Source organism: Burkholderia sp. AU39826, from assembly GCF_020419965.1.
In the GTDB taxonomy this organism is placed as follows: domain Bacteria; phylum Pseudomonadota; class Gammaproteobacteria; order Burkholderiales; family Burkholderiaceae; genus Burkholderia; species Burkholderia semiarida.
This window is the reverse complement of record NZ_JAIZQG010000006.1, coordinates 145,566-164,376: the sequence shown is the minus strand read 5'-3', so window position 1 is coordinate 164,376 and position 18,811 is coordinate 145,566. Positions and strand designations below refer to the sequence as shown.

Sequence of the window (18,811 nt, the reverse complement as noted above, 5' to 3'; positions counted from 1 at the left end):
CCCGCGCTTACTTGAACGACGCCTTGCGCGCGGCGATGCCCGTGGCCGCCGGCGTCGCGACCCGGCGGCGCGCCGGGTGCGTGCGCTTGAGCGGGAACTGCAGCAGCTTCGATGCCGGTCGCGCGGCCGCATCGCGCTCGGCGCGGTAGCGCCGCCGCACGAGATAGACGGGGCGCTGCTTCGATTCGTGATAGATGCGGCCGAGGTATTCGCCGATCACGCCGATGCCGATCAACTGGATGCCGCCGACGAACAGCACGACGGAAATCAGCGACGGGTAGCCGTGCACCGGATTGCCATACAGCAGCGTGCGCATCACGATGTACGCGCCGTAGACGAACGACAGCGCGGCGAACGCGAGGCCGACGTAGGTCCACACGCGCAGCGGCACCGTGCTGAAACTCGTGATGCCCTCGAGCGCGAAATTCCAGCGCCGCCAGCCGGAGAATTTCGAGCGGCCGCCGCTGCGCGGCGCACGCGTGTATTCGATGATCTCGGTACGGTAGCCGACCCACGCGAACAGGCCCTTCATGAAGCGCCGCCGTTCGGGCAGCGCCCGCAGCGCGTCGACGACCTGGCGGTCCATCAGCCGGAAATCGCCGACGTTCTCCGGCATCTCCACTTCGGAGAGCCGATTGTGCACGCGGTAGTAGAGCGAGGCCGCCACGCGTTGCATCAGCGGATCGCACATCCGGTCGGTGCGCTTCGCGGCGACGACCTCGGCGCCCGCGCGCCAGCGTTCGAGCATCGCGGGAATCAGCGCGGGCGGGTCCTGCAGGTCGGCGTCGATCAGGATCACGGCCGCGCCGGCCGCTTCGTCGATGCCGGCGGTGAGCGCCGCCTCCTTGCCGAAGCGGCGGGTGAGATCCACGATGTGCACGCGCGCGTCGCCGGCGGCGACCGAGAGCAGCCGGTCCAGCGTGCCGTCGCGGCTGCCGTCGTTGATGCAGACGATCTCGAAGCGCACCGAGCCGACCGACTCCAGAACGGGCAGCGTTTCGGCAAAGAATGCGTCGATCGTTTCTTCTTCGTCATGAAAAGGCACGACGAGCGATATCAGCGGCTTCCTGGCATGCGTCGACACGTTGCGGCCCCCGGAGAGATTCGGCCTGCGTTGCGCGGTAGGTTTCCGTTGTCGTTCGCCGAACGGGGGTTACCCGATTCGGGGCGAAGGCGGTCCCGGCCAGCCTTTCCACGGTGGACTGGCCGGCATAGGGTTTAAGTATTGTACGAAGTATTCGGGATTCGACAAGGCACGAATCGACGGCGAATCGTGCAGGGCGGGCCGGCTCGATCGGTTGGCGATCTTCACCGGCCCGCGCGCGTCGAGCAACCGCCCATCACTCCACCGTCACCGATTTCGCCAGATTCCTCGGCTTGTCGATATCCGCGCCCCGCAAGCACGCCGCGTGATACGCGAGCAACTGCAACGGCACGACGTGCAGAATCGGCGACAACAGCCCGTAGTAATCCGGCATCCGAAGCACCGACACGCCTTCGCCGTTGTCGATCCGCGTATCGGCATCCGCGAATACGTAGAGCTGCCCGCCGCGCGCGCGCACTTCCTGCATGTTTGACTTGAGCTTCTCGAGCAGCGCATCGTTCGGCGCGATCGTCGCAACGGGCATCGTGTGCGTGACGAGCGCGAGCGGCCCGTGTTTCAGCTCGCCGGCCGGATACGCTTCCGCGTGGATATACGAGATCTCCTTCAGCTTCAACGCGCCCTCGAGCGCGATCGGGTAGTGCAGCCCGCGCCCGAGAAACAGCGCGTTTTCATGCTGCGAGAATTCCGCTGCCCAGCGCGCGATCTGCGGCTCCAGCCCGAGCACGTCCTCGAGTGCGCCAGGCAGGCGCCGCAACTGCAGCGCATAGCGCGCGAGTTGCGCGTCGTCGACGTAGCCGCGCAGCCGCCCGAGCGTCACGGCGAGGATGAACAGCGCGACGAGCTGCGTCGTGAACGCCTTGGTCGACGCGACGCCGATCTCCGGGCCCGCTCGTGTCAGGAAGCGCAGGCTGGTCTGGCGCATCATCGCGCTGGTCGGCACGTTGCAGATCGCCAGCGTGTCGATGTGGCCGAGCGCCTGCGCGTACTTCAGCGCGGCGAGCGTGTCGGCGGTCTCGCCGGATTGCGACACGCTGACCACCAGCGTGTTCGGCGTCGCGAGCGCGTCGCTGTAGCGATATTCGCTCGCGATCTCGACCTGCGCGGGGAGGCGCGCGATCGTCTCGAGCCAGCGGCGTGCGGTCAGGCCCGAGTAGTGGCTCGTGCCGCACGCGAGAATCAGCACGTTGTCGATCTGTTCGAACGCGCGCGCGGCGTCCGGGCCGAATACGGCGGGGTCGAACAGCCCGGCATCGGGGATGGTCGCGGCCACGGCCCGCGGCTGCTCGAAGATTTCCTTCTGCATGAAGTGCCGGTACGGCCCGAGCTCGACCACGCCCTGCGTGGACGAAACGGTCTGGATCGCGCGTTCGATCGGCGCGCCGTTGCGATCGAGCACCCGTACGCCGCCCGGCGTCAGCTCGACGATGTCGCCTTCCTCGAGGAAGATGAAGCGGTCGGTGATGCCGGCGAGCGCGAGCGCGTCGGACGCGAGAAAGCATTCGCCGTCCTTCACGCCGACGACGAGCGGCGAGCCGGCCCGCGCGCCGATCAGCCGCTGCGGCTCGTGCTTGCTGAACACCGCGATCGCATACGCGCCGTGCAGTTGCGAGGTCGCGTCGCGCACGGCGGCGAGCAGGTCGCCGCGATACTTGCTGTGGATCAGGTGCGCGACCACTTCGGTGTCGGTCTGTCCGTCGAACTCGTAGTGTTCGTCGGCCAGTTGCCTGCGCAACGTTTCGTGGTTCTCGATGATGCCGTTGTGTACCAGCGCGATCTCGTCGCGCGAGAAGATCGGATGCGCGTTGCAGGTGGCCGGCGCGCCGTGCGTCGCCCAGCGCGTGTGCGCGATGCCGGTGCTGCCGGACAGGCCGGCGCTGCGCACGTGGGCGTCGAGGTCGGCGACGCGCGACACGCTGCGCTCGCGGCGTGCCTGGCCGTTGACGACGGTCGCCACCCCGCATGAATCGTAGCCGCGATATTCCAGGCGGCGCAAACCTTCGATCAGAATCGGGACGATGTCCCGTTGCGCGACCGCGCCGACGATGCCACACATGACACGTCTCCTTCCCTGTAGATTCCCCCGGACCGTGCGCACGCGTCGATCAGCGTGACGCGGTCTCCGTTGTCGCCGCCGTCGTGAAGCCGCATTGAGCGGGCGCGACCGGGTCGGCCATCCGGCTTTCGAATGCCAGGTAAAGCGCTTCCTCCAGTACGTTCCAGTGTGCGCCGTGCCGGTACGGGCCCGATCGCGCATGCCAGCACGCGACCGTGTTCCTGTCGTTCATCTTGAGTGCGACCAGTGCGATCAAGCCCCATGGATAATCGGAGCCGGCGAGTTGCAGCCAGGTCTTGCCGTACTTCTGCATCCACTGCGCGTAGATCGTGTCGTTCGATTGTTCGGGAACCTGAATGCCGGACAGCAGCGGAAAGATCTGCGCGACTTTCGCGGGGTAGAACGTCGTGTCGCTGATGCGCTGCGTGCTCGCGCGAAAGCCGGACTGCGTGCCGCGCCAGAACACCTTCAGGATCGCGGACGCGAGCCGGTCGGCGCGCTGGCTCCACGGGCCGGCGTGCGTGGAGTCGGCATGCCGGACGTAGTACGCCGCGAGCGCCTGGAACGCGCTGTGCACCTCGACGTTGTCCATCAGCAGCGCGACGCGCAGCGTCGACGAGATCTGATAGACGCCCGTGGGCTTGGCGAGCAGCGTGTCCAGGTGCGCACTGGCGCGATTCAGGCTGAGCTCCCATGCGGCGGGCAGGCCGTCGGGCGGCGCGAAGCGGGCGAGCAGTTCGATCCAGGTCGCCATCATCGCGTCGTCGGCATCGGCTTCGGCGCATGCGCTGTACTGGCCGCTTTTCATGCAGTAGCGATCGAAGCCGCCGTCCGGACGCTGGCGCGGCAACAGCCACGCGATCCACGCGAGCGCGGCCTGATGGGCGTCGAGCCCGGCGTCGGCGGCGGCGAGCAGCGCCTTCGACGCGAAGTAAGGATCGATGCCGGCGCCGTTCAGGCGCACGGTGATCGCGCCGTCCGGGCGTTGGTAGAGCCCGTTGAGCTGGAGTTCGGCGGCGCTCGCGTGCAGCGCGACGCCGCACGCGGCGACACAGCACGCGACGCACCACAGGCGGCATAGCCGGGCGATGGCCGTCACGCGTGCGCGTGCGGCCGGGAACAGCGCGGGCCGGTTCATGATGGGGGCTCCTGCGCGGTGGTCCTGCGCAAATCCCGCCGGGCGCGGCGTTGGCCGCGTCGCGCGCCGGCGGGTATGTCGATGTCGCGGCTCAGTGCACCTTGGCGCTGGTGAACTTGAGACTGGTGCCGCTGTTCGCGGTCACGAGCCAGTACGTCGAGTCGGTGATGACGACGCTGCCGAAGCCTTGCGTGATGACCGGCAGTGCGAAGCCCTTCTTCGGCAGCAGCCACGTCATGTTCGCGAGGCTCGTCGGGTGGCTGGCGGCGAACGCCCAGCCGCTGCCCGTGTCGGTGGCCGACCACGTGACGTTCAGGCGTGCACGATCGAAGGTCGTGATGTCGCTCATCGTGTACCACTTGAACTGACCCGTCAGTTTCAGCGTATTGGCTTGCGAGAAGATCGCGGACAGCGTCGACGTATAGGACGACGCGCCGAGCGGGTGCGCATAGATCAGCCGGCTCGTGCGGTTCGCGACGACGAAGTTCATCAGCGATGCATACCAGTTGTTCACGTCGGCCGTCGGCACCGCGTACTGCTGGAACTCCTCGAACGTCGCGTACTTGCCGAACGGCATCACCGGGTAAGCCCACAGGCCCGGGTTCAGCAGCGCGCCGTTGCGGTATGCGCGGGTCGGCGCCGAACCGGTGTGCCCCGTGAAGTAGTAGCCGTTGAAGCCGTTGCTTTCGAGCCAGTTGACCGACCAGGTCGGCGTGTTGCCTTCCGGCGCCGCGTACTCGACATCCGGCACGGCCGTCACGGCCTGAACGGCCTGGTGATTCATCACCAGGTACTGCGTGAACGTGCTCGCGTTCGTTTCGCTCGCATTCGCGCCCCAGTAGTCGTGAATCCAGCCGCCGTGGCTGCCGACGCGATGGCCCTTGCTCACGAAATACTTGAGGAGATTCTGCGCGGGCGGGTTGTTGGCGAGATTGAGGCCGCCACCGTCGCCGAACGCCGCTTCATCGGGGCCGGCCGTGACCACGAGCGAGAACGGCCCGTTGTTCCACACGCCGAGGCTCTTCAGGTAGAGCGCCGGCTGGAGCTGATCGCCCGCGCAGAAGTGCCAGTTGAATACGAGGCCGGCCATCGCCTTCGGCAGCGGCGACAGCGACGGCAGGTTCAGCATCTGCGTGCCGAAATAATGCAGGTAGCCGTGGATCAGCATGCCGTCGGTCTGGCCGTCGAGGTACGCGAGCGGCAGGTTGACGAACAGCACGCCGCCGTTGCCGTACGTGTTGTAGCCGGACACCAGCCCGAAGGTCGGCGAGGTCAGGATCGTCGTGCCGGTGTACGTGCCCTGCGTGACGAAGCTCGGATAGGTGAGGAAACCGTACACGTAGCCGGAGATGCCTTCGAGCGTGTCGGTGGTGGTGGCCAGCGTCGACGCGAGCGTGTTGGCCGTCTTGCCGGTCGACGTGCTCAGCAGCGAATTGGCGGTGTACGTCGTGGTCTTCTTCAGCTTGCCGGTCACGGTGCCGGTCAGCTTCGGAGCCGTCTGGTTCAGCACGCCGCTGCCCGTGGATGGCGTCGCGTACTGGAACCATGCGCCGTGGTTGTAGTTGGCGAGGCCGCCCGGGTTCGACGGGCTGGCGGCCAGAAACTGTGCGGTGCCCGACGTCGAATTCGTCGACGTACCCGACGTGCTCGTCGATGCGAGCGCACTCGCGGTCGTGGTGCTCGACGAAGCCGTGGTCCACGCCATCGACTTGCCGGGAGGCACCTGGAGCGTGCGCAACCAGCTGCTCATGCCGGTCACGTTGCCGAGGCCGATCATGTTGCCGCCGTATTGGTCATACAGCACGTAGTCCACGCCCACCATGCTGCTGAAGCGCGATTTCGGGCTGACGTAGAAGCCGGCCGCATTCAGCACGCCGAAATCGTAGACGAGCATCACCTTGCCGCCGTTCAGCGCATAGTTCTGGATCGCCGTTACCAGCGAGTCGGCCGCGGTCGTATGTACCTGATCGGGCAGGATCAGGCCCGGATACTGCGACAGCGACGCGCCGGCCGCCATGAACTGGCTGTCGGTCATCACCTTGATCTGCAGCCCTTCCTCCTGCGCACTGTCGAGCCATGCGGATACGCGCGGATCGGGCAGCGTCAGCGTGTCGGGCACCAACAGCAGAAGCTGGTTGGTGGCCGCCTGAGCGCCGCCCGGACTGAATGCGAACGCGAGCGCGAACAGCGCGAACAGGATCCGCAAGAACTTGCCTGACTTTGCCAACATGGTGTGCTCCTCGCTCAAGGAATGGGGGCGTGCGGCAGCGTGATCCGCGTGCCGCCAGGTCGACCAATCCAGCCCCGTAGGTGTGTGCGGCTGTCCGGTTCGTCGGGTATCGAGCGGTGCGTGCCGACGGCAGCCGGTTGCGCACATGCGTCGGTGCGCGGCGCTGCCTTCGCCGACGAGAGGACTCGATGCGACACGTTGAAAGAAGCGAACAACGTGCCATTGGCGCAGGAGGCCCGGTCCTGCTGGCTTCCTGCGATGCACGTCGCGCGGCGCGGTCGCAAACGCGGCGGATTCGTTTCATCGCTGATACGGCGCGTTTGACGGCCCTATCAGCAGACGGAATCGCGATCGCGCGTCAGTGCGCCGGGCCAGCTCGCGCAGTAGGTATAGAGCGTGACCAGCAGCCCGATCAGCAGCGGCCCGCCGAGCAGGAAATAGCAGAACGGCAGAAACAGCAGCGAGCCGTGATGGATGATCGTCGCATGCAGCAGCATCACGAACGGCAGCGCGACCACGAAGTAGCCGAGCACCAGCAGCGATGCGGCGGCCTTTTGCAGCAGCGAGAAATCGAGCGGGTAGTACAGCGCGGCCATCACCAGCGGGATCAGCGCGATCGCCGCGCCGTGCAGCACGAACATGTCGCGCAGATGCAGTTGCGGGACATACGGGAACGTGCCCGGCGCGAGCCAGAAGTACGCGCAAATCAGCAACTGGGTGAAGCTCGCGATACGTAACAGATATGCAACAGGCAGCCAGTTCGCACGCCGGATGAACGATGCGGCGAAACCGATCGCACAGAGCGCGGCGGTGGCGGCCAGCAGCATGCCGCCCGGCAGGCGGGCCGCGACGTCGATCGACAGCAGCGGCACGCGGGGCGCGTCGGGCGGATAACCGATCACGATCACGTGAAGCGCCGGATCGATCTCGCGCGCGCCCCACGCCATGACCGCGCGCCAGTAGCGCCACGCCAGCGGCAATCCGAACCACAGCGACGCGTACAGCGCGGGCGTCAGCAGCGCGATCGACCACAGCCAGCGCTGCGGATGCGCGTGGATGCGCAGCGAACGATCGACGGGAGGACGGACGGGATGCGTGTGCACGGCGTCCGCCCGCCTACCAGCGATAGAACACGCTGAGCTCGCCGCCGATCCGCGAGTAGTACGGGTTGTGGTAATAGGCGAGTTCGAGCTGCGTTCCCCACTTGCGCGTGAACCAGTAGCGCCATTTCGCGGTGATCTCGTGGCTGCGGAAATCCGCGATCTGCGTGCCCGAGCCGGTGACCTGATACGCCTCGCGGCCGACCCCGCCGCGCAGCACGATCACGCTCTTGCCGGCTTCGCCGTAGGTGACGGCGCCGTAGTAGCCGGGCGCCTTCACCGATCCGGGCGAATCGACCGTATAGTTCGCACCTGCCTCGAAAATCCACTTCGGCAATGCGTACCAGATCACCCCGGCGTGATAGAGCTGATCGCGGTGACCGCTGCGGTTCCATGCGTAGCCGGCGCCGAGCGATACGACCAGCGAACGATCGGGCAACAGCTTGCGGTTGATCGACGCGTCGATGCGCGCACTCGGCAGGATCGTGCCCGACGTGGTGCCCGAAAAGCCGATACCGCCGAACCAGTCCGGCCCGAGATCCTGCACGTAGGTCAGCGCGCCGAGCTGCGTGTTCTCGCCGAAGCGGTGCAGTTGCGCCAGTTCGCCGAGGATGGTGCGGCCGCCATCCTGATAGACGCCGCGCAGGTGGACGCCGTACCAGTCGCCGTAGCCGTGCGTCAGGTGCGCGCTCGAATAGCCGAGCGTCAGTTCGGTATGCGATTCCTGCGGCGCCTGCACATGGGCGACGACGGCATCGGGCAGCGGCGGCCGGTTCGTATCCTCGGGCGTGAACTCGGCGAGCGGCACGCCGTCCGGAAGGCCTTCCGCGTCCACACGCACGAACATCGACTCGTCGCGCATGCGCGGCGTGATGACGGTCGCGGGGGGCGGAGGCTGCACGGCGGCGGCATCGTCCGGCTGCTCCGCCAGCGCCGCGGGCGCGCCGAAGGCGACACCGCACAGCATCGCGAGGGTGGCAACCGGCGCGCGCGGGCCGCGATGGCTGGGGCGATCAGACATGAGGCGCTCCTTGACGGGATGTATGGAACCAGCCGCTGCGCCATGCGACGAGATCGCCATGCACGCAGGCATGATTGACGATCGACACGTCGCGCGCGCACGCGCTGACCGGATGACCGGCGACACCGATGCGCGCACCCGTGAGCCGCAGCAGGCCGCCGGCCGACACGACGCCGTCGATGCAGCTCGCGTTGGCGAGCAACACGTCGTCGCGCGCGAACACCGCGCCGTGCAGCAACGCGTGACGTTCGAGCTCGACGCGATGCGCCTTGACGCTGCCGCGCAGCACGCAGCCTTCGCCGAGGACGAGCGTCCCGTCGACGATCAGGTTGCCTTGCACGACCGTATGCGCGGGCAGGCGAACGTCGCACGGCAGCAGGTAACGGCCGTGCAGGAAGCGATGCGGCAGCGACGCGAAGTGGCGGGTGAGCGAGATCGCGCGGCGCGGAGCGGCCGCCGTGTCCGCGGGCCGCGGGTCCGGCGCCGCGCCGAAGACGATCGGCTCGCCATACAGGCACGCGAAGCCGCCGGCGCCGCGCAGGCGCACCGTGCCGCCGACCACGACGCCGCGCAGCACCGCGCCGTCGACGTCCACCAGCGGCGCATGCGCGAGCGTGCCGATCGTCGCGCCGGTGTGGATGTCGATGCGCTCGTCGGCGAATGCGTACGCCGCCCGCGCGCCGTCGTCGAGCGTGATCGTGCGATCGGCGTGGAGCACGTCGTCGCGATGCGCGTCGCGTGCGACGTGGATCGCGTCCGCGTGCTGCACGGCCAGCCCGAGCGCTTGCCACGGCGGGGCGACGGACGCCTCCGCCGGCGGCGTGCCGGCCACGTGCGCGCGCAGCGCGTCGTGCCAGCGCGCGGCGAGCAGCGCCTGATCGACGAACGGCCCGTCGCCGATCGGCAGCGCCGCGACGTCGCTGCGCCGGATCAGTTCATGCAGCAGCGGCAGGAACGGCAGGGTGAGCACGCCGGCCACCGGCACCATCACGTTGAAGGTCGTCATCGCTCATCGCTCCGGTTTCAGTTGCCGGCGGAAACGCTCGGTCTTGTCCCATTTCAGTTCGCGGCGCAACGCGGCGTCGAGCAGGAGCCCCCAGAGCGCGGAGACGACCGCCGCAATCGTCACGCAAAAGCCGACGACGTTGACCGGCACGAGCCGCAGGCGCGTCGCGCGGCCGTCGAGCCGCGCGGCGACGACGATCTCGAAGAACACGCCGAAGTTGCCGAAAGTGCTGAACGAGAACAGCGCGAACAGCGACAGCAGCAGACCGAGCGCGGTCGAGTTCACGCCGTTGAACAGGTAGAGCGCGAGCGCGGCGCTCCAGGCGATCGCGAGCAGCGCGGGCATCGCGAATACGCCGAGCAGCAGCGCGCCGTCGAGCCGGCAGCGCCGCGAAATCAGCGGATTGCGCAGCACCGGCAGCAGATAGCGCAGCATCGTCTGGTTGTGGCCCTTCGCCCAGCGCGTCAGTTGCCGGGCGCGGACGGCCCAGCGCTCCGGCACTTCCTCGTAGCATTCGGCGTGGTTCAGATAGACCGTGCGCCAGTCGCTCAGCAGCAGACGGTAGGTCATGTCGGTGTCTTCGGCGAGCGTGTCGTCGCACCAGCCGCCCACGGCGTCGAGCGCGCTCTTGCGGATGCCGCCCACCGTGCCGCCATACTGCGGCACCAGATCGAGATTGTTGCGGGCTTGCTGGTTGACCTGGTAGCCGCCCGCGCGCTCGAGATCGAGCAGCCGCGCGAGCAGATTGCTGTCGGCGTTCTGCGGCACGACGCGGCCCATCACCGCGCCGACTTCCGGGTCGAAGAACGGCGCGACGAGTTCCTTCAGCAGCCCGGGGCGCGGCAGGTAGTCGGCGTCGAATACCACCATGATGTCGCCGCGGATGAAGCGCAGTGCATCCTTCAGCGCGGCCGCCTTGCCCGGCTTGCCGGTCTCGCGGTGAAACGGCTGGATCAGCTCGGGCGCGAGCGCCCGGACTTCCTCGATCAGCGCGCGCGTGTTGTCGGTCGAGCGGTCGTTGACCGGAATGATCGTCAGCCGGTCGCGCGGGTAGGTCGTGGCCAGCAGCGCCATCAGGCAATCGACGATGACGGTTTCCTCGTTGTGGGCGGCGACGAAGACCGTGAGCCGCGGCCAATCGCCGTGGGTCATCGTCCGGTAGGGCGCATGCTGCGGCTTGAACAGGCGGTCGATGCTGAATACGTAGTGCCGCGCGGCATACGCGCACGTCAGCAGCGTGAACAGCCACAGGTAGGCCACGCACGGCATCAGCAGCAATTCGGGATCGAGCGTGAGGTCCGGCGGGGGGGCGGGCGGCGGCGCGAGCGACGCATCCGGATCGGGCGACGCCTGCGCGGAGCGGGACAGCGTCACGCTGTCGAGCGCGGCGCGCTCCACCGCGATCGCGATGTGTGCGGCGTTCGCGGCGTTGGCAGCCGGTGCGCCGAACCGGGCGGGTTCGGCAATTGCCTGCGATGCGGTGTCGGTATCGCGCACGATCAGCGAGCAGGCAAGCACGATCAGCAGCAGGATGCCTTGCTCGCAGAGTGACGCCGTGCGCGTTTTCTTCATGTCCTGGTCCCCGGTCCCGCAACGACGACCGCGAGCGCCGAAGCGCTGCGTGGATCGCGCGGATGTCAATGGAAAGCGGTGGCGCGTCCGTCGCGCAGGGGCCGTGGTCGGGTGCCCCGGACGGACGCGTTGCGTCGCCTCCCGGCTTCGTTGCCTTGGCGTCCCCGTCCGTCTGCTGCCGTGCGAGTGCTTCGGGACACCTGTCCGACATCAAGCAAGGCGTGAGCCATCTGCCCGGATGCCCCGTGCGGCAAGGCGCCGTGCCCGGGAAGCAGATCCGGGACGCGCGTGGGCGGCGCGTTTTGATTCACTGACGAATCAGCGTGCACGGATCGCATTCAGCCCGCGCGGCGCCGGCGGCAAGCGTTGCGCATTTCGCGTGGCGGCCGGTTCGTCCCGTCCATTGGGGCGCAGGCGGCGGTATGGCGGTCGAAACGCGCGCCGGTTTCGCATGAGGAAAATGGAACGCACTCCGATGTATTTGCCGGATTCGGCGCCGCGTTACACATTCGCAACATTTCCCGCGCACCGATTCGTGTGACGCAAGCGCCGTCTCGCGCCGGAGAAATTCCGTACGCGCGACGGCGGCCGACGGCCGCGCGCGCCACGCGCTGCACCGACGAAAGGGGCGAATCGAGACGACGCAACGCGCGTCGAAAGATGCGCGCGCTTCGATGCGTCGCGCGTGACGACAGGCATGCGCGATTCGTCGGACGACGTCGTCGGACGGATCGCGCGCGCGTCCCGCTGTTTGTCGTTGTCGCGGGGGGCGGCGGTGCGGGCGCCCGTAGCAGTTGTGAAACATTCCGCAACGCGCCGCGTGCACACGATCGCCGTGAAACGAAGCGGGCCGGGATGCGGGCCGGCTGGTTTGAATATTGCTGTAGCAGGAGGACCTGACACTCGACACGGCGAGGAGCTGTTCATGACGTGATGGATCCACCGCAACCGGCCGGTAGTACGACGATTCGCGCGGCCCGGACCGCGCGGACGAGGTGGCCCGCTCGCCCCGCAGCACCACGGCATGTCGATCGCGCGCGAGTACGGGGTGCGCCGCCCGAATACATGCTTCGCGCCACGTGCAGGATCGCCACGCGCGAAGCGGCTAAACGAGGACAACGATGAAGAAGATCTTGCTTGTGTTCGGGACTCGGCCGGAGGCCATCAAGATGGCGCCGCTGGTGCGCGCGCTGAAGGCGCAGGCGGGTGTCGACGCCCGGGTATGCGTGACCGCGCAGCATCGACAAATGCTCGACCAGGTGCTGACGCTGTTCGACATCAAGCCCGACTACGATCTCAACCTGATGCGGCAGGGCCAGACGCTGACCGACGTGACAACCGGCATTCTTCAGGCGATCGGCATGGTCTTCGACGAATTGCGTCCGGACGTCGTGCTGGTGCACGGCGATACGACGACCACGCTCGCGGTGAGCCTCGCGGCGTTCTATCGCTATCTGCCGGTCGGGCACGTGGAGGCTGGGCTGCGCAGCGGCGACATCTGGTCGCCGTGGCCGGAGGAACTGAATCGCCGCGTGACCGATGCGGTGTCGTCATGGCACTTCGCGCCGACCGGGCAGGCACGCGACAACCTGCTGAGCGAGGGCGTGCCGGGCGGGGCGGTCTCGCTGACCGGCAATACCGTGATCGACGCGTTGCACGAGGTCAAGCGCATGCTCGATCGCACCGCCGCGCTAACGGACCGGATCGCCGCGTACTTCCCGTTTCTCGAACCGTCGCGGCGCGTCGTGCTGATCACCGGCCATCGCCGCGAAAGTTTCGGCGAACCGTTCCGGAATTTCTGCGACGCGCTCTGCACGCTGGCGAAACGCTATCCGGATGCGCAGTTCGTCTATCCGCTGCACCTGAATCCGAACGTGAGGGAGCCGGCGCGCGCGCGGCTCGGCGGCGTGCCGAACATCTACCTGATCGAGCCGCAGGAATATCTTTCGTTCGTATTCCTGATGTCGCGCGCGTATTTCATCATCACGGATTCGGGCGGCATTCAGGAGGAAGGGCCGGCGCTCGGCAAGCCGGTGCTCGTCACGCGCGAGACGACCGAACGGCCCGAGGCGATTCAGGCCGGCACCGCGCGGCTCGTCGGGACCGACCAGGACAGGATCGTGTGGGAGGCGTCGCGGCTCTTCGACAGCGAGAGCGCTTACGAGGAAATGTCGCGCGCGAGCAATCCGTATGGCGACGGCCATGCGAGCGAGCGGATCGTGCACGCATTGATGCGTACGCCCGGCGTGCCCACGAAGACGACGAGTTTCGCGATGGGTGCTGCCGAAATGCCGTTCAACGCGCTCACGCTCGGGTTGCAGGCGTTGCGCTCGCCGTGAGGAAGACCATGCGGTAGCGCGTTTCGACGCGTTCGCGCGCATCCATCGAGCATCCGGTCCGGCCGCGAGGTCGGCCGGATGTTTGCACGTGTGCGCCCCGACACGAATCGCGCCGTTGCATTCGCCAGCCATGCCGCCGCCACGCCTCGTTCCCGGCCGTGTTTTCTTCCCGTTTGCCTAAAACTCCCGAATCGCCCCGATCCGACGTCGAATCCGAAATGGTTCGATAATGCCGACGGCGATCCATGCGGACGAGCGGCCGGCCGGCGTTCGGTTGAAAGGTTGCACGGGCAACGGCCGACAGCATCGTTCGCGGCATCCGCCCGGCCGTGCCTGCACGGGACACGGCCGACGAAACGGCGCCACGCCTGCCTGATCGTTCGGAATGTGCGCCGCGCCGTTCGAATCCCCACCCGATGCCTGCCCGGCGGGCATCGCAACCAGGAGGTGAACGATGATCACGCTGACCGTCAACGGTAGCGAGCAGCACTTCGACGGCAATCCCGACATGCCGTTGCTCTGGTATCTGCGCGATGTCCTCGGCCACACCGGCACCAAGTTCGGCTGCGGCATGGCGCTGTGCGGTGCGTGCACCGTCCATCTCGACGGCGTGGCGATCCGGTCTTGCATCACGCCGGTCGCGGCGGCTTCCGGCAAGCGCGTGACGACGATCGAGGGGCTGTCGACGGACCTCACGCACCCGCTGCAGCAGGCGTGGCAGGAGTTGAACGTCGCGCAGTGCGGCTACTGCCAGTCCGGGCAGATCATGCAGGCCGCGTCGCTGTTGAAGACGAATCCGCATCCGAGCGACGCCGACATCGACGATGCGATGTCCGGCAACATCTGCCGCTGCGGCACCTATACGCGCATTCGCGCGGCGATCCGGCTGGCCGTGCGCCGCGGAGGTGCCGCATGAGCGCATCCGAACTTTCCGTCCACAACGAAAGCCGCCGCGCGCTGCTGCTCGGCTTCGCGTCAGGCGGGCTGCTGCTCGCGTTCGGCGTGCCGTCGCTCGCGCAGGCGGCCGCGCCGGTGCAGCCGCCCGTCAGCGCGAATCCGCGGTATGGCGGCGCGGGCATGCCGCACGGCTTGCGCGACGATCCGAACCTGTTCGTTGCGATCGCAACGGACGGCACCGTCACGGTGACCTGCATCCGCTCCGAGATGGGGCAGGGCGTGCGCACGAGCGTCGCGCTCGTGGTGGCCGACGAGCTGGGCGCGGACTGGGCGCGCGTGAAGGTCGCGCAAGCGGTCGGCGACGAGGCGCGTTACGGCAACCAGAACACCGATGGGTCGCGCAGCTTGCGCCAGAGCTTCGCCGCGCTGCGCCGCGCGGGCGCGGCCGCGCGCACGATGCTCGCGCAGGCGGCCGCTGCGGAGTGGGGCGTCGACGTGCGCCAGGTCAAGGTGACGGTGCACGAGGTCGTCGACCCGAAGACCGGACGCGCCCTCGGCTTCGGCGAGTTGGCGGCGAAAGCGGCCGCGCTGCCGGTGCCGGATACGACGACGCTCGCGTTGAAGGCGCCGGCCGAATTCCGCTATATCGGCAAGGGCAGGACGGCGCTGATCGACGGACGCGACATCGTCGGCGGCCGGGCACAGTACGGGATCGATACGCGGCTCGACGGCATGCTGTATGCGGTCGTCGCGCGACCGCCGGCCTACGGCGACACGGTCGCGTCGTTCGATGCGTCGGCCGCCGAGAAGCTGCCGGGCGTCGTCAAGGTCGTGCAACTGGCGTCGACGCCGCTGCCGTCCGGCTTCCAGCCGCTCGGCGGCGTGGCCGTCGTCGCGCGCGATACGTGGACGGCCATCCAGGCACGCGCGCAGTTGAAGATCGACTGGAAGCGCGGGCCGCATGCGGGCTACGACTCGGCCGCCTATCGCAAGACGCTCGAAGCGGCCGCCGCGCAGCCGGGCGACGTGATCCGCAACGACGGCGACGCGGCGGCCGCGCTCGCCGGCGCCGCGAAACGCGTGCGTGCGACGTACTACGTCCCGCATCTCGCGCATGCGACGATGGAGCCGCCCGCGGCCGTCGCGCGCGTGGCCGACGGCCGTTGCGAAGTGTGGACGTGCACGCAGGCGCCGCAGACCACGCGCGACGAGATCGCGAAGGCGCTCGGCTTGTCGACCGAGCGCGTGACGGTCAACGTGACGCTGCTCGGCGGCGGCTTCGGGCGCAAGTCGAAGCCCGATTACGTGGTGGAAGCCGCGCTGCTGTCGAAGGCGGTCGGCGCGCCCGTGAAGCTGACCTTCACGCGCGAGGACGACATCGCGCACGACTACTTCCACGCGGTGTCGCTCGAGGCGTTCGACGGCGGGATCGATGCGTCGGGGAAGGTCGTCGCGTGGCAGCATCGCACGGTCGCGCCGTCGATCCAGTCGACGTTCCGGGCCGGCGTCGTGCACGAGCAGCCGGGCGAGCTCGCGCAGGGCATCGCGGATCTGCCGTTCGCGATTCCGAACGTGCGGATCGAGAATCCGGCCGCCGAAGCGCACACGCGGATCGGCTGGTTCCGTTCGGTGTACAACATCCCGCATGCGTTCGGGATCCAGAGTTTCGTGTCGGAACTCGCGCATGCGGCCGGCCGCGATCCGAAGGATTTCCTGCTCGAACTGATCGGGCCCGCGCGGCGTTTCGAACCGCATATCACGGTGAAGAACGTGAACTACGGCGAGGATCCCGCGCTGTATCCGGTCGATACGGGGCGGCTGCGGCGCGTGGTCGAGACGGTCGCGCGCGAAGCCGGCTGGGGGCGCAAGCTGCCAAAGGGGCACGGGCTCGGGATCGCCGCGCATCGCAGCTTCGTGTCGTACACGGCCGCCGTGTGCGAGGTTCAGGTCGGCGCGGACGGCGGGATCTCGGTGCCGCGCGTCGACATCGCGATCGACTGCGGGCCGCAGGTCAATCCGGAGCGCGTGCGCTCGCAGCTCGAGGGCGCGGTCGTGATGGGGCTCGGCATCGCGCTGCACGGCGAGATCACGTTCAAGGACGGCCACCCGGAGCAGAGCAACTTCAACGGCTTCCAGGTGCTGAGGATGAACGAGGCGCCGCGCGAGATCCGCGTGCATCTCGTCGCGCCGGACGACTACTCGACGCCGCTCGGCGGCGTCGGCGAACCGGGCCTGCCGCCCGTCGCGCCGGCGCTGACCAACGCGATCTTCGCGGCGACCGGCACGCGTATCCGCAGCCTGCCGGTTGCCGATCAGCTCGCGAAACCGCGGGCGGGTTGACGCAACCACCGTTCGTGGCGGCGGCGCCGGGCCGCATCGCGCGACCCGGCGCGCCTCCCGGTGCGCGGACTCGCGTGTGCGTCGTTGTCGGTTGCGAACGACCGTGCTAAATTTCTGCCAGCCGGAATGCTGACGATCGTGCCGACGCCGAAGGCCATCGTGCGTTCGTCGCGAACCGGCCGAGCGGGCGGATCCCGCGGACCATACCGATGCCCGGCCACGCCGCGCAAGGAGAGAGAAGCGCATGAAAGCCCTGTTGTGTACCGCATTCGGCCCGATCGACCGCTTGCGCATCGAGGACGTCGCGATTCCCGAACCGGCTGCCGGGCAGGTCCGGATCCAGGTGAAGGCGGCGTCGCTCAATTTTCCCGACGCGCTGATCGTCCAGGGGCTCTATCAGGTGAAACCGGCGCTGCCGTTTTCGCCGGGCGCCGAGTTTGCCGGCGTGATCGATGCGGTCGGCGACGGCGTCACCGCATGGCGGCCCGGCGATTCCGTGATGGCGTTTACCGGGCACGGCGGGTTCGCGCAGCAGTGCGTGGCCGATGCGCACCAGCTCGCCGCGCTGCCGCCGGGCATGACGTTCGAGCAGGGCGCGGCGCTCGTGCTCGCGTACGGCACGTCGCTGCACGCGTTGCAGCAGCGTGCGCGGTTGCAGCCGGGCGAGACGCTGCTCGTGCTGGGTGCGGCCGGCGGCGTCGGGCTCGCCGCGATCGAGATCGCGAAAGCGCTCGGTGCGCGCGTGATCGCGGCGGCGTCGAGCGCGGACAAGCTCGCGCTGTGCCGCGAAGCGGGCGCCGACGAGACGATCGACTATGCGACCGAGGATCTGCGCCGCCGCGTGGACGAACTGACCGGCGGGCGCGGGGCCGACGTCGTCTACGATCCGGTGGGCGGCACATGCAGCGAAGCGGCGCTGCGTGCGACCGCCTGGCGCGGCCGGTTTCTCGTGGTCGGCTTCGCGGCCGGCGAGATTCCGAAGATCGCGCTGAACCTCGCGCTGCTGAAGGAGCGCGACATTCTCGGCGTGTTCTGGGGCGATGCGGTGCGCCGCGATCCGGCGCAGCATGCCGCGAACATGCGGCTGCTCGCCGAATGGTTCGCGGCCGGCAAGGTGCGGCCCGCGATCACCGAGCGCGTGTCGCTGGACGGTGCGGCCGACGCGATCGCGCGGATGGCGAACCGGCAGGTGAAGGGCAAGGTGGTGATTTTCCCGGACGCGTGATCCGGTTTCGCCGCGCGGCGATTCAACGCGGGCCGCGCGGCGGGTTCTTCATGACGACGGGCGCGGGGCGACCGTTGTAAAGGCATCCTCGCCATGTAGTCAGACGCACGATGTCGAGCGGCGGTGAAGCGAACCGCCGCGCCGCGGCGTCAATCCTTCGGCAGACGCAGCGTATCGAGCGCGTGCTGCGAAAACTCGACCCAGAACCGCTCGTTCGCGATGCCGGCCTGCAGCACCAGATGCTGCAGGCGCTTCGTGCGTGACTCGCCGGCCGCCGGGTCGCCGGCCGCCAAAAAATCACGCGCCTCGATTTGCAGATACAGGTCGAGCTTTTCCTGATGCAGCGCGATGCGCCGCCGGATCTCGTCCTCGAGGCCGGCCGGCCCGAGCACGGCCTCCGCGCGCAGGCGCACCATCAATGCTTCGCGCAACGGCGTCGGATCTTCCGGTTCGGCGATCCAGCGCCGCAATTCCTTCTTGCCGGCCGGCAGGATCCGGTACGCGCGCTTGCGGCCGCGACCGGATTCGGCCGGCAGCGATTCGATCCAGCCCGCTTCCTCGAGACGCCCGAGTTCGCGATAGATCTGCTGATGCGTCGCCTGCCAGAAGTAGCCGATCGAGCGATCGAAACGATCGGCGAGCTCGGACCCCGAACCGGGACGTTCGGCGAGGGCGGTGAGAAGCGCGTGAGGCAGGGACATGTCGGATCGAAGGAGGCTGCGCAATGGCCTGCATCTTGCCATATCGGCGCCATGGCACAAACGACGGGACCCTGTTTATGCAAC

Annotated in this window: 13 protein-coding genes; 4 read left to right on the top strand and 9 right to left on the bottom strand. The window is 68.2% G+C overall.

Annotated features, from left to right (window positions below):
• Positions 1–7 precede the first annotated feature (7 nt).
• From LGM42_RS14625 to LGM42_RS14590, 8 genes are all read right to left on the bottom strand, one after another.
• Positions 8–1,084, bottom strand: coding sequence for a glycosyltransferase family 2 protein (locus tag LGM42_RS14625; RefSeq protein WP_226232551.1), 1,077 nt, complete (start codon positions 1,082–1,084; stop codon positions 8–10).
• A 256-nt stretch (positions 1,085–1,340) separates the two neighbouring features.
• The gene (gene glmS / locus LGM42_RS14620) at positions 1,341–3,158 is read right to left on the bottom strand and encodes a glutamine--fructose-6-phosphate transaminase (isomerizing) (protein WP_226232550.1); all 1,818 of its coding nucleotides are present in this window, start codon (positions 3,156–3,158) and stop codon (positions 1,341–1,343) included.
• Between the two features lie 49 nt (positions 3,159–3,207).
• Complete coding sequence (locus LGM42_RS14615) at positions 3,208–4,296, bottom strand: hypothetical protein (RefSeq protein ID WP_226232549.1); 1,089 nt, start codon at positions 4,294–4,296, stop codon at positions 3,208–3,210.
• A 91-nt stretch (positions 4,297–4,387) separates the two neighbouring features.
• Positions 4,388–6,526: a polysaccharide deacetylase family protein gene (locus tag LGM42_RS14610; protein ID WP_226232548.1), complete on the bottom strand. Its 2,139-nt coding sequence runs from the start codon at positions 6,524–6,526 to the stop codon at positions 4,388–4,390.
• 332 nt (positions 6,527–6,858) lie between these two features.
• Positions 6,859–7,629 (bottom strand): hypothetical protein, encoded by a 771-nt coding sequence (locus LGM42_RS14605; protein WP_060318106.1) that lies wholly within the window; start codon positions 7,627–7,629, stop codon positions 6,859–6,861.
• A gap of 13 nt (positions 7,630–7,642) precedes the next feature.
• A complete protein-coding gene (locus LGM42_RS14600) occupies positions 7,643–8,647 on the bottom strand; it encodes a YaiO family outer membrane beta-barrel protein (RefSeq protein ID WP_226232547.1) in 1,005 nt (334 codons plus the stop codon).
• Complete coding sequence (locus LGM42_RS14595; RefSeq protein ID WP_226232546.1) at positions 8,640–9,653, bottom strand: polymer-forming cytoskeletal protein; 1,014 nt, start codon at positions 9,651–9,653, stop codon at positions 8,640–8,642. Before LGM42_RS14595 ends, LGM42_RS14600 begins: the two co-directional genes overlap by 8 nt.
• Positions 9,654–9,656: 3 nt before the next feature.
• A complete protein-coding gene (locus LGM42_RS14590) occupies positions 9,657–11,225 on the bottom strand; it encodes a glycosyltransferase family 2 protein (protein WP_226232545.1) in 1,569 nt (522 codons plus the stop codon).
• 1,121 nt (positions 11,226–12,346) lie between these two features.
• Here LGM42_RS14590 and wecB point away from each other — a divergent pair.
• The 4 genes from wecB (at position 12,347) to LGM42_RS14570 (ending at position 18,026) form a co-directional block, all read left to right on the top strand.
• Positions 12,347–13,564, top strand: coding sequence for a non-hydrolyzing UDP-N-acetylglucosamine 2-epimerase (gene wecB / locus LGM42_RS14585; RefSeq protein WP_059640937.1), 1,218 nt, complete (start codon positions 12,347–12,349; stop codon positions 13,562–13,564).
• A gap of 454 nt (positions 13,565–14,018) precedes the next feature.
• Positions 14,019–14,480 (top strand): (2Fe-2S)-binding protein, encoded by a 462-nt coding sequence (locus LGM42_RS14580; RefSeq protein WP_059573824.1) that lies wholly within the window; start codon positions 14,019–14,021, stop codon positions 14,478–14,480.
• Positions 14,477–16,801, top strand: a complete 2,325-nt coding sequence (locus LGM42_RS14575; protein WP_226232544.1) for a xanthine dehydrogenase family protein molybdopterin-binding subunit — start codon at positions 14,477–14,479, stop codon at positions 16,799–16,801. The genes LGM42_RS14580 and LGM42_RS14575 overlap by 4 nt, the downstream gene beginning before the upstream one ends.
• Positions 16,802–17,045: 244 nt before the next feature.
• Entirely contained in the window at positions 17,046–18,026 is a 981-nt protein-coding gene (locus tag LGM42_RS14570) for an NADPH:quinone oxidoreductase family protein (protein WP_226232543.1), read from the top strand.
• Positions 18,027–18,175: 149 nt separating this feature from the next.
• Here the strand turns inward: LGM42_RS14570 and LGM42_RS14565 are convergent, their stop codons facing one another.
• The gene (locus LGM42_RS14565; protein WP_226232542.1) at positions 18,176–18,727 is read right to left on the bottom strand and encodes a PadR family transcriptional regulator; all 552 of its coding nucleotides are present in this window, start codon (positions 18,725–18,727) and stop codon (positions 18,176–18,178) included.
• Between the last annotated feature and the right edge of the window lie 84 nt (positions 18,728–18,811).

Bases quoted from the DNA above. Each gene is read 5' to 3' on its own strand.
- glmS (WP_226232550.1), bottom strand. From the start codon at position 3,158: ATGTGTGGCATCGTCGGCGCGGTCGCGCAACGGGACATCGTCCCGATT.
- LGM42_RS14615 (WP_226232549.1), bottom strand. From the start codon at position 4,296: ATGAACCGGCCCGCGCTGTTCCCGGCCGCACGCGCACGCGTGACGGCC.
- LGM42_RS14610 (WP_226232548.1), bottom strand. From the start codon at position 6,526: ATGTTGGCAAAGTCAGGCAAGTTCTTGCGGATCCTGTTCGCGCTGTTC.
- LGM42_RS14600 (WP_226232547.1), bottom strand. From the start codon at position 8,647: ATGTCTGATCGCCCCAGCCATCGCGGCCCGCGCGCGCCGGTTGCCACC.
- LGM42_RS14595 (WP_226232546.1), bottom strand. From the start codon at position 9,653: ATGACGACCTTCAACGTGATGGTGCCGGTGGCCGGCGTGCTCACCCTG.
- LGM42_RS14590 (WP_226232545.1), bottom strand. From the start codon at position 11,225: ATGAAGAAAACGCGCACGGCGTCACTCTGCGAGCAAGGCATCCTGCTG.
- wecB (WP_059640937.1), top strand. From the start codon at position 12,347: ATGAAGAAGATCTTGCTTGTGTTCGGGACTCGGCCGGAGGCCATCAAG.
- LGM42_RS14580 (WP_059573824.1), top strand. From the start codon at position 14,019: ATGATCACGCTGACCGTCAACGGTAGCGAGCAGCACTTCGACGGCAAT.
- LGM42_RS14575 (WP_226232544.1), top strand. From the start codon at position 14,477: ATGAGCGCATCCGAACTTTCCGTCCACAACGAAAGCCGCCGCGCGCTG.
- LGM42_RS14570 (WP_226232543.1), top strand. From the start codon at position 17,046: ATGAAAGCCCTGTTGTGTACCGCATTCGGCCCGATCGACCGCTTGCGC.
- LGM42_RS14565 (WP_226232542.1), bottom strand. From the start codon at position 18,727: ATGTCCCTGCCTCACGCGCTTCTCACCGCCCTCGCCGAACGTCCCGGT.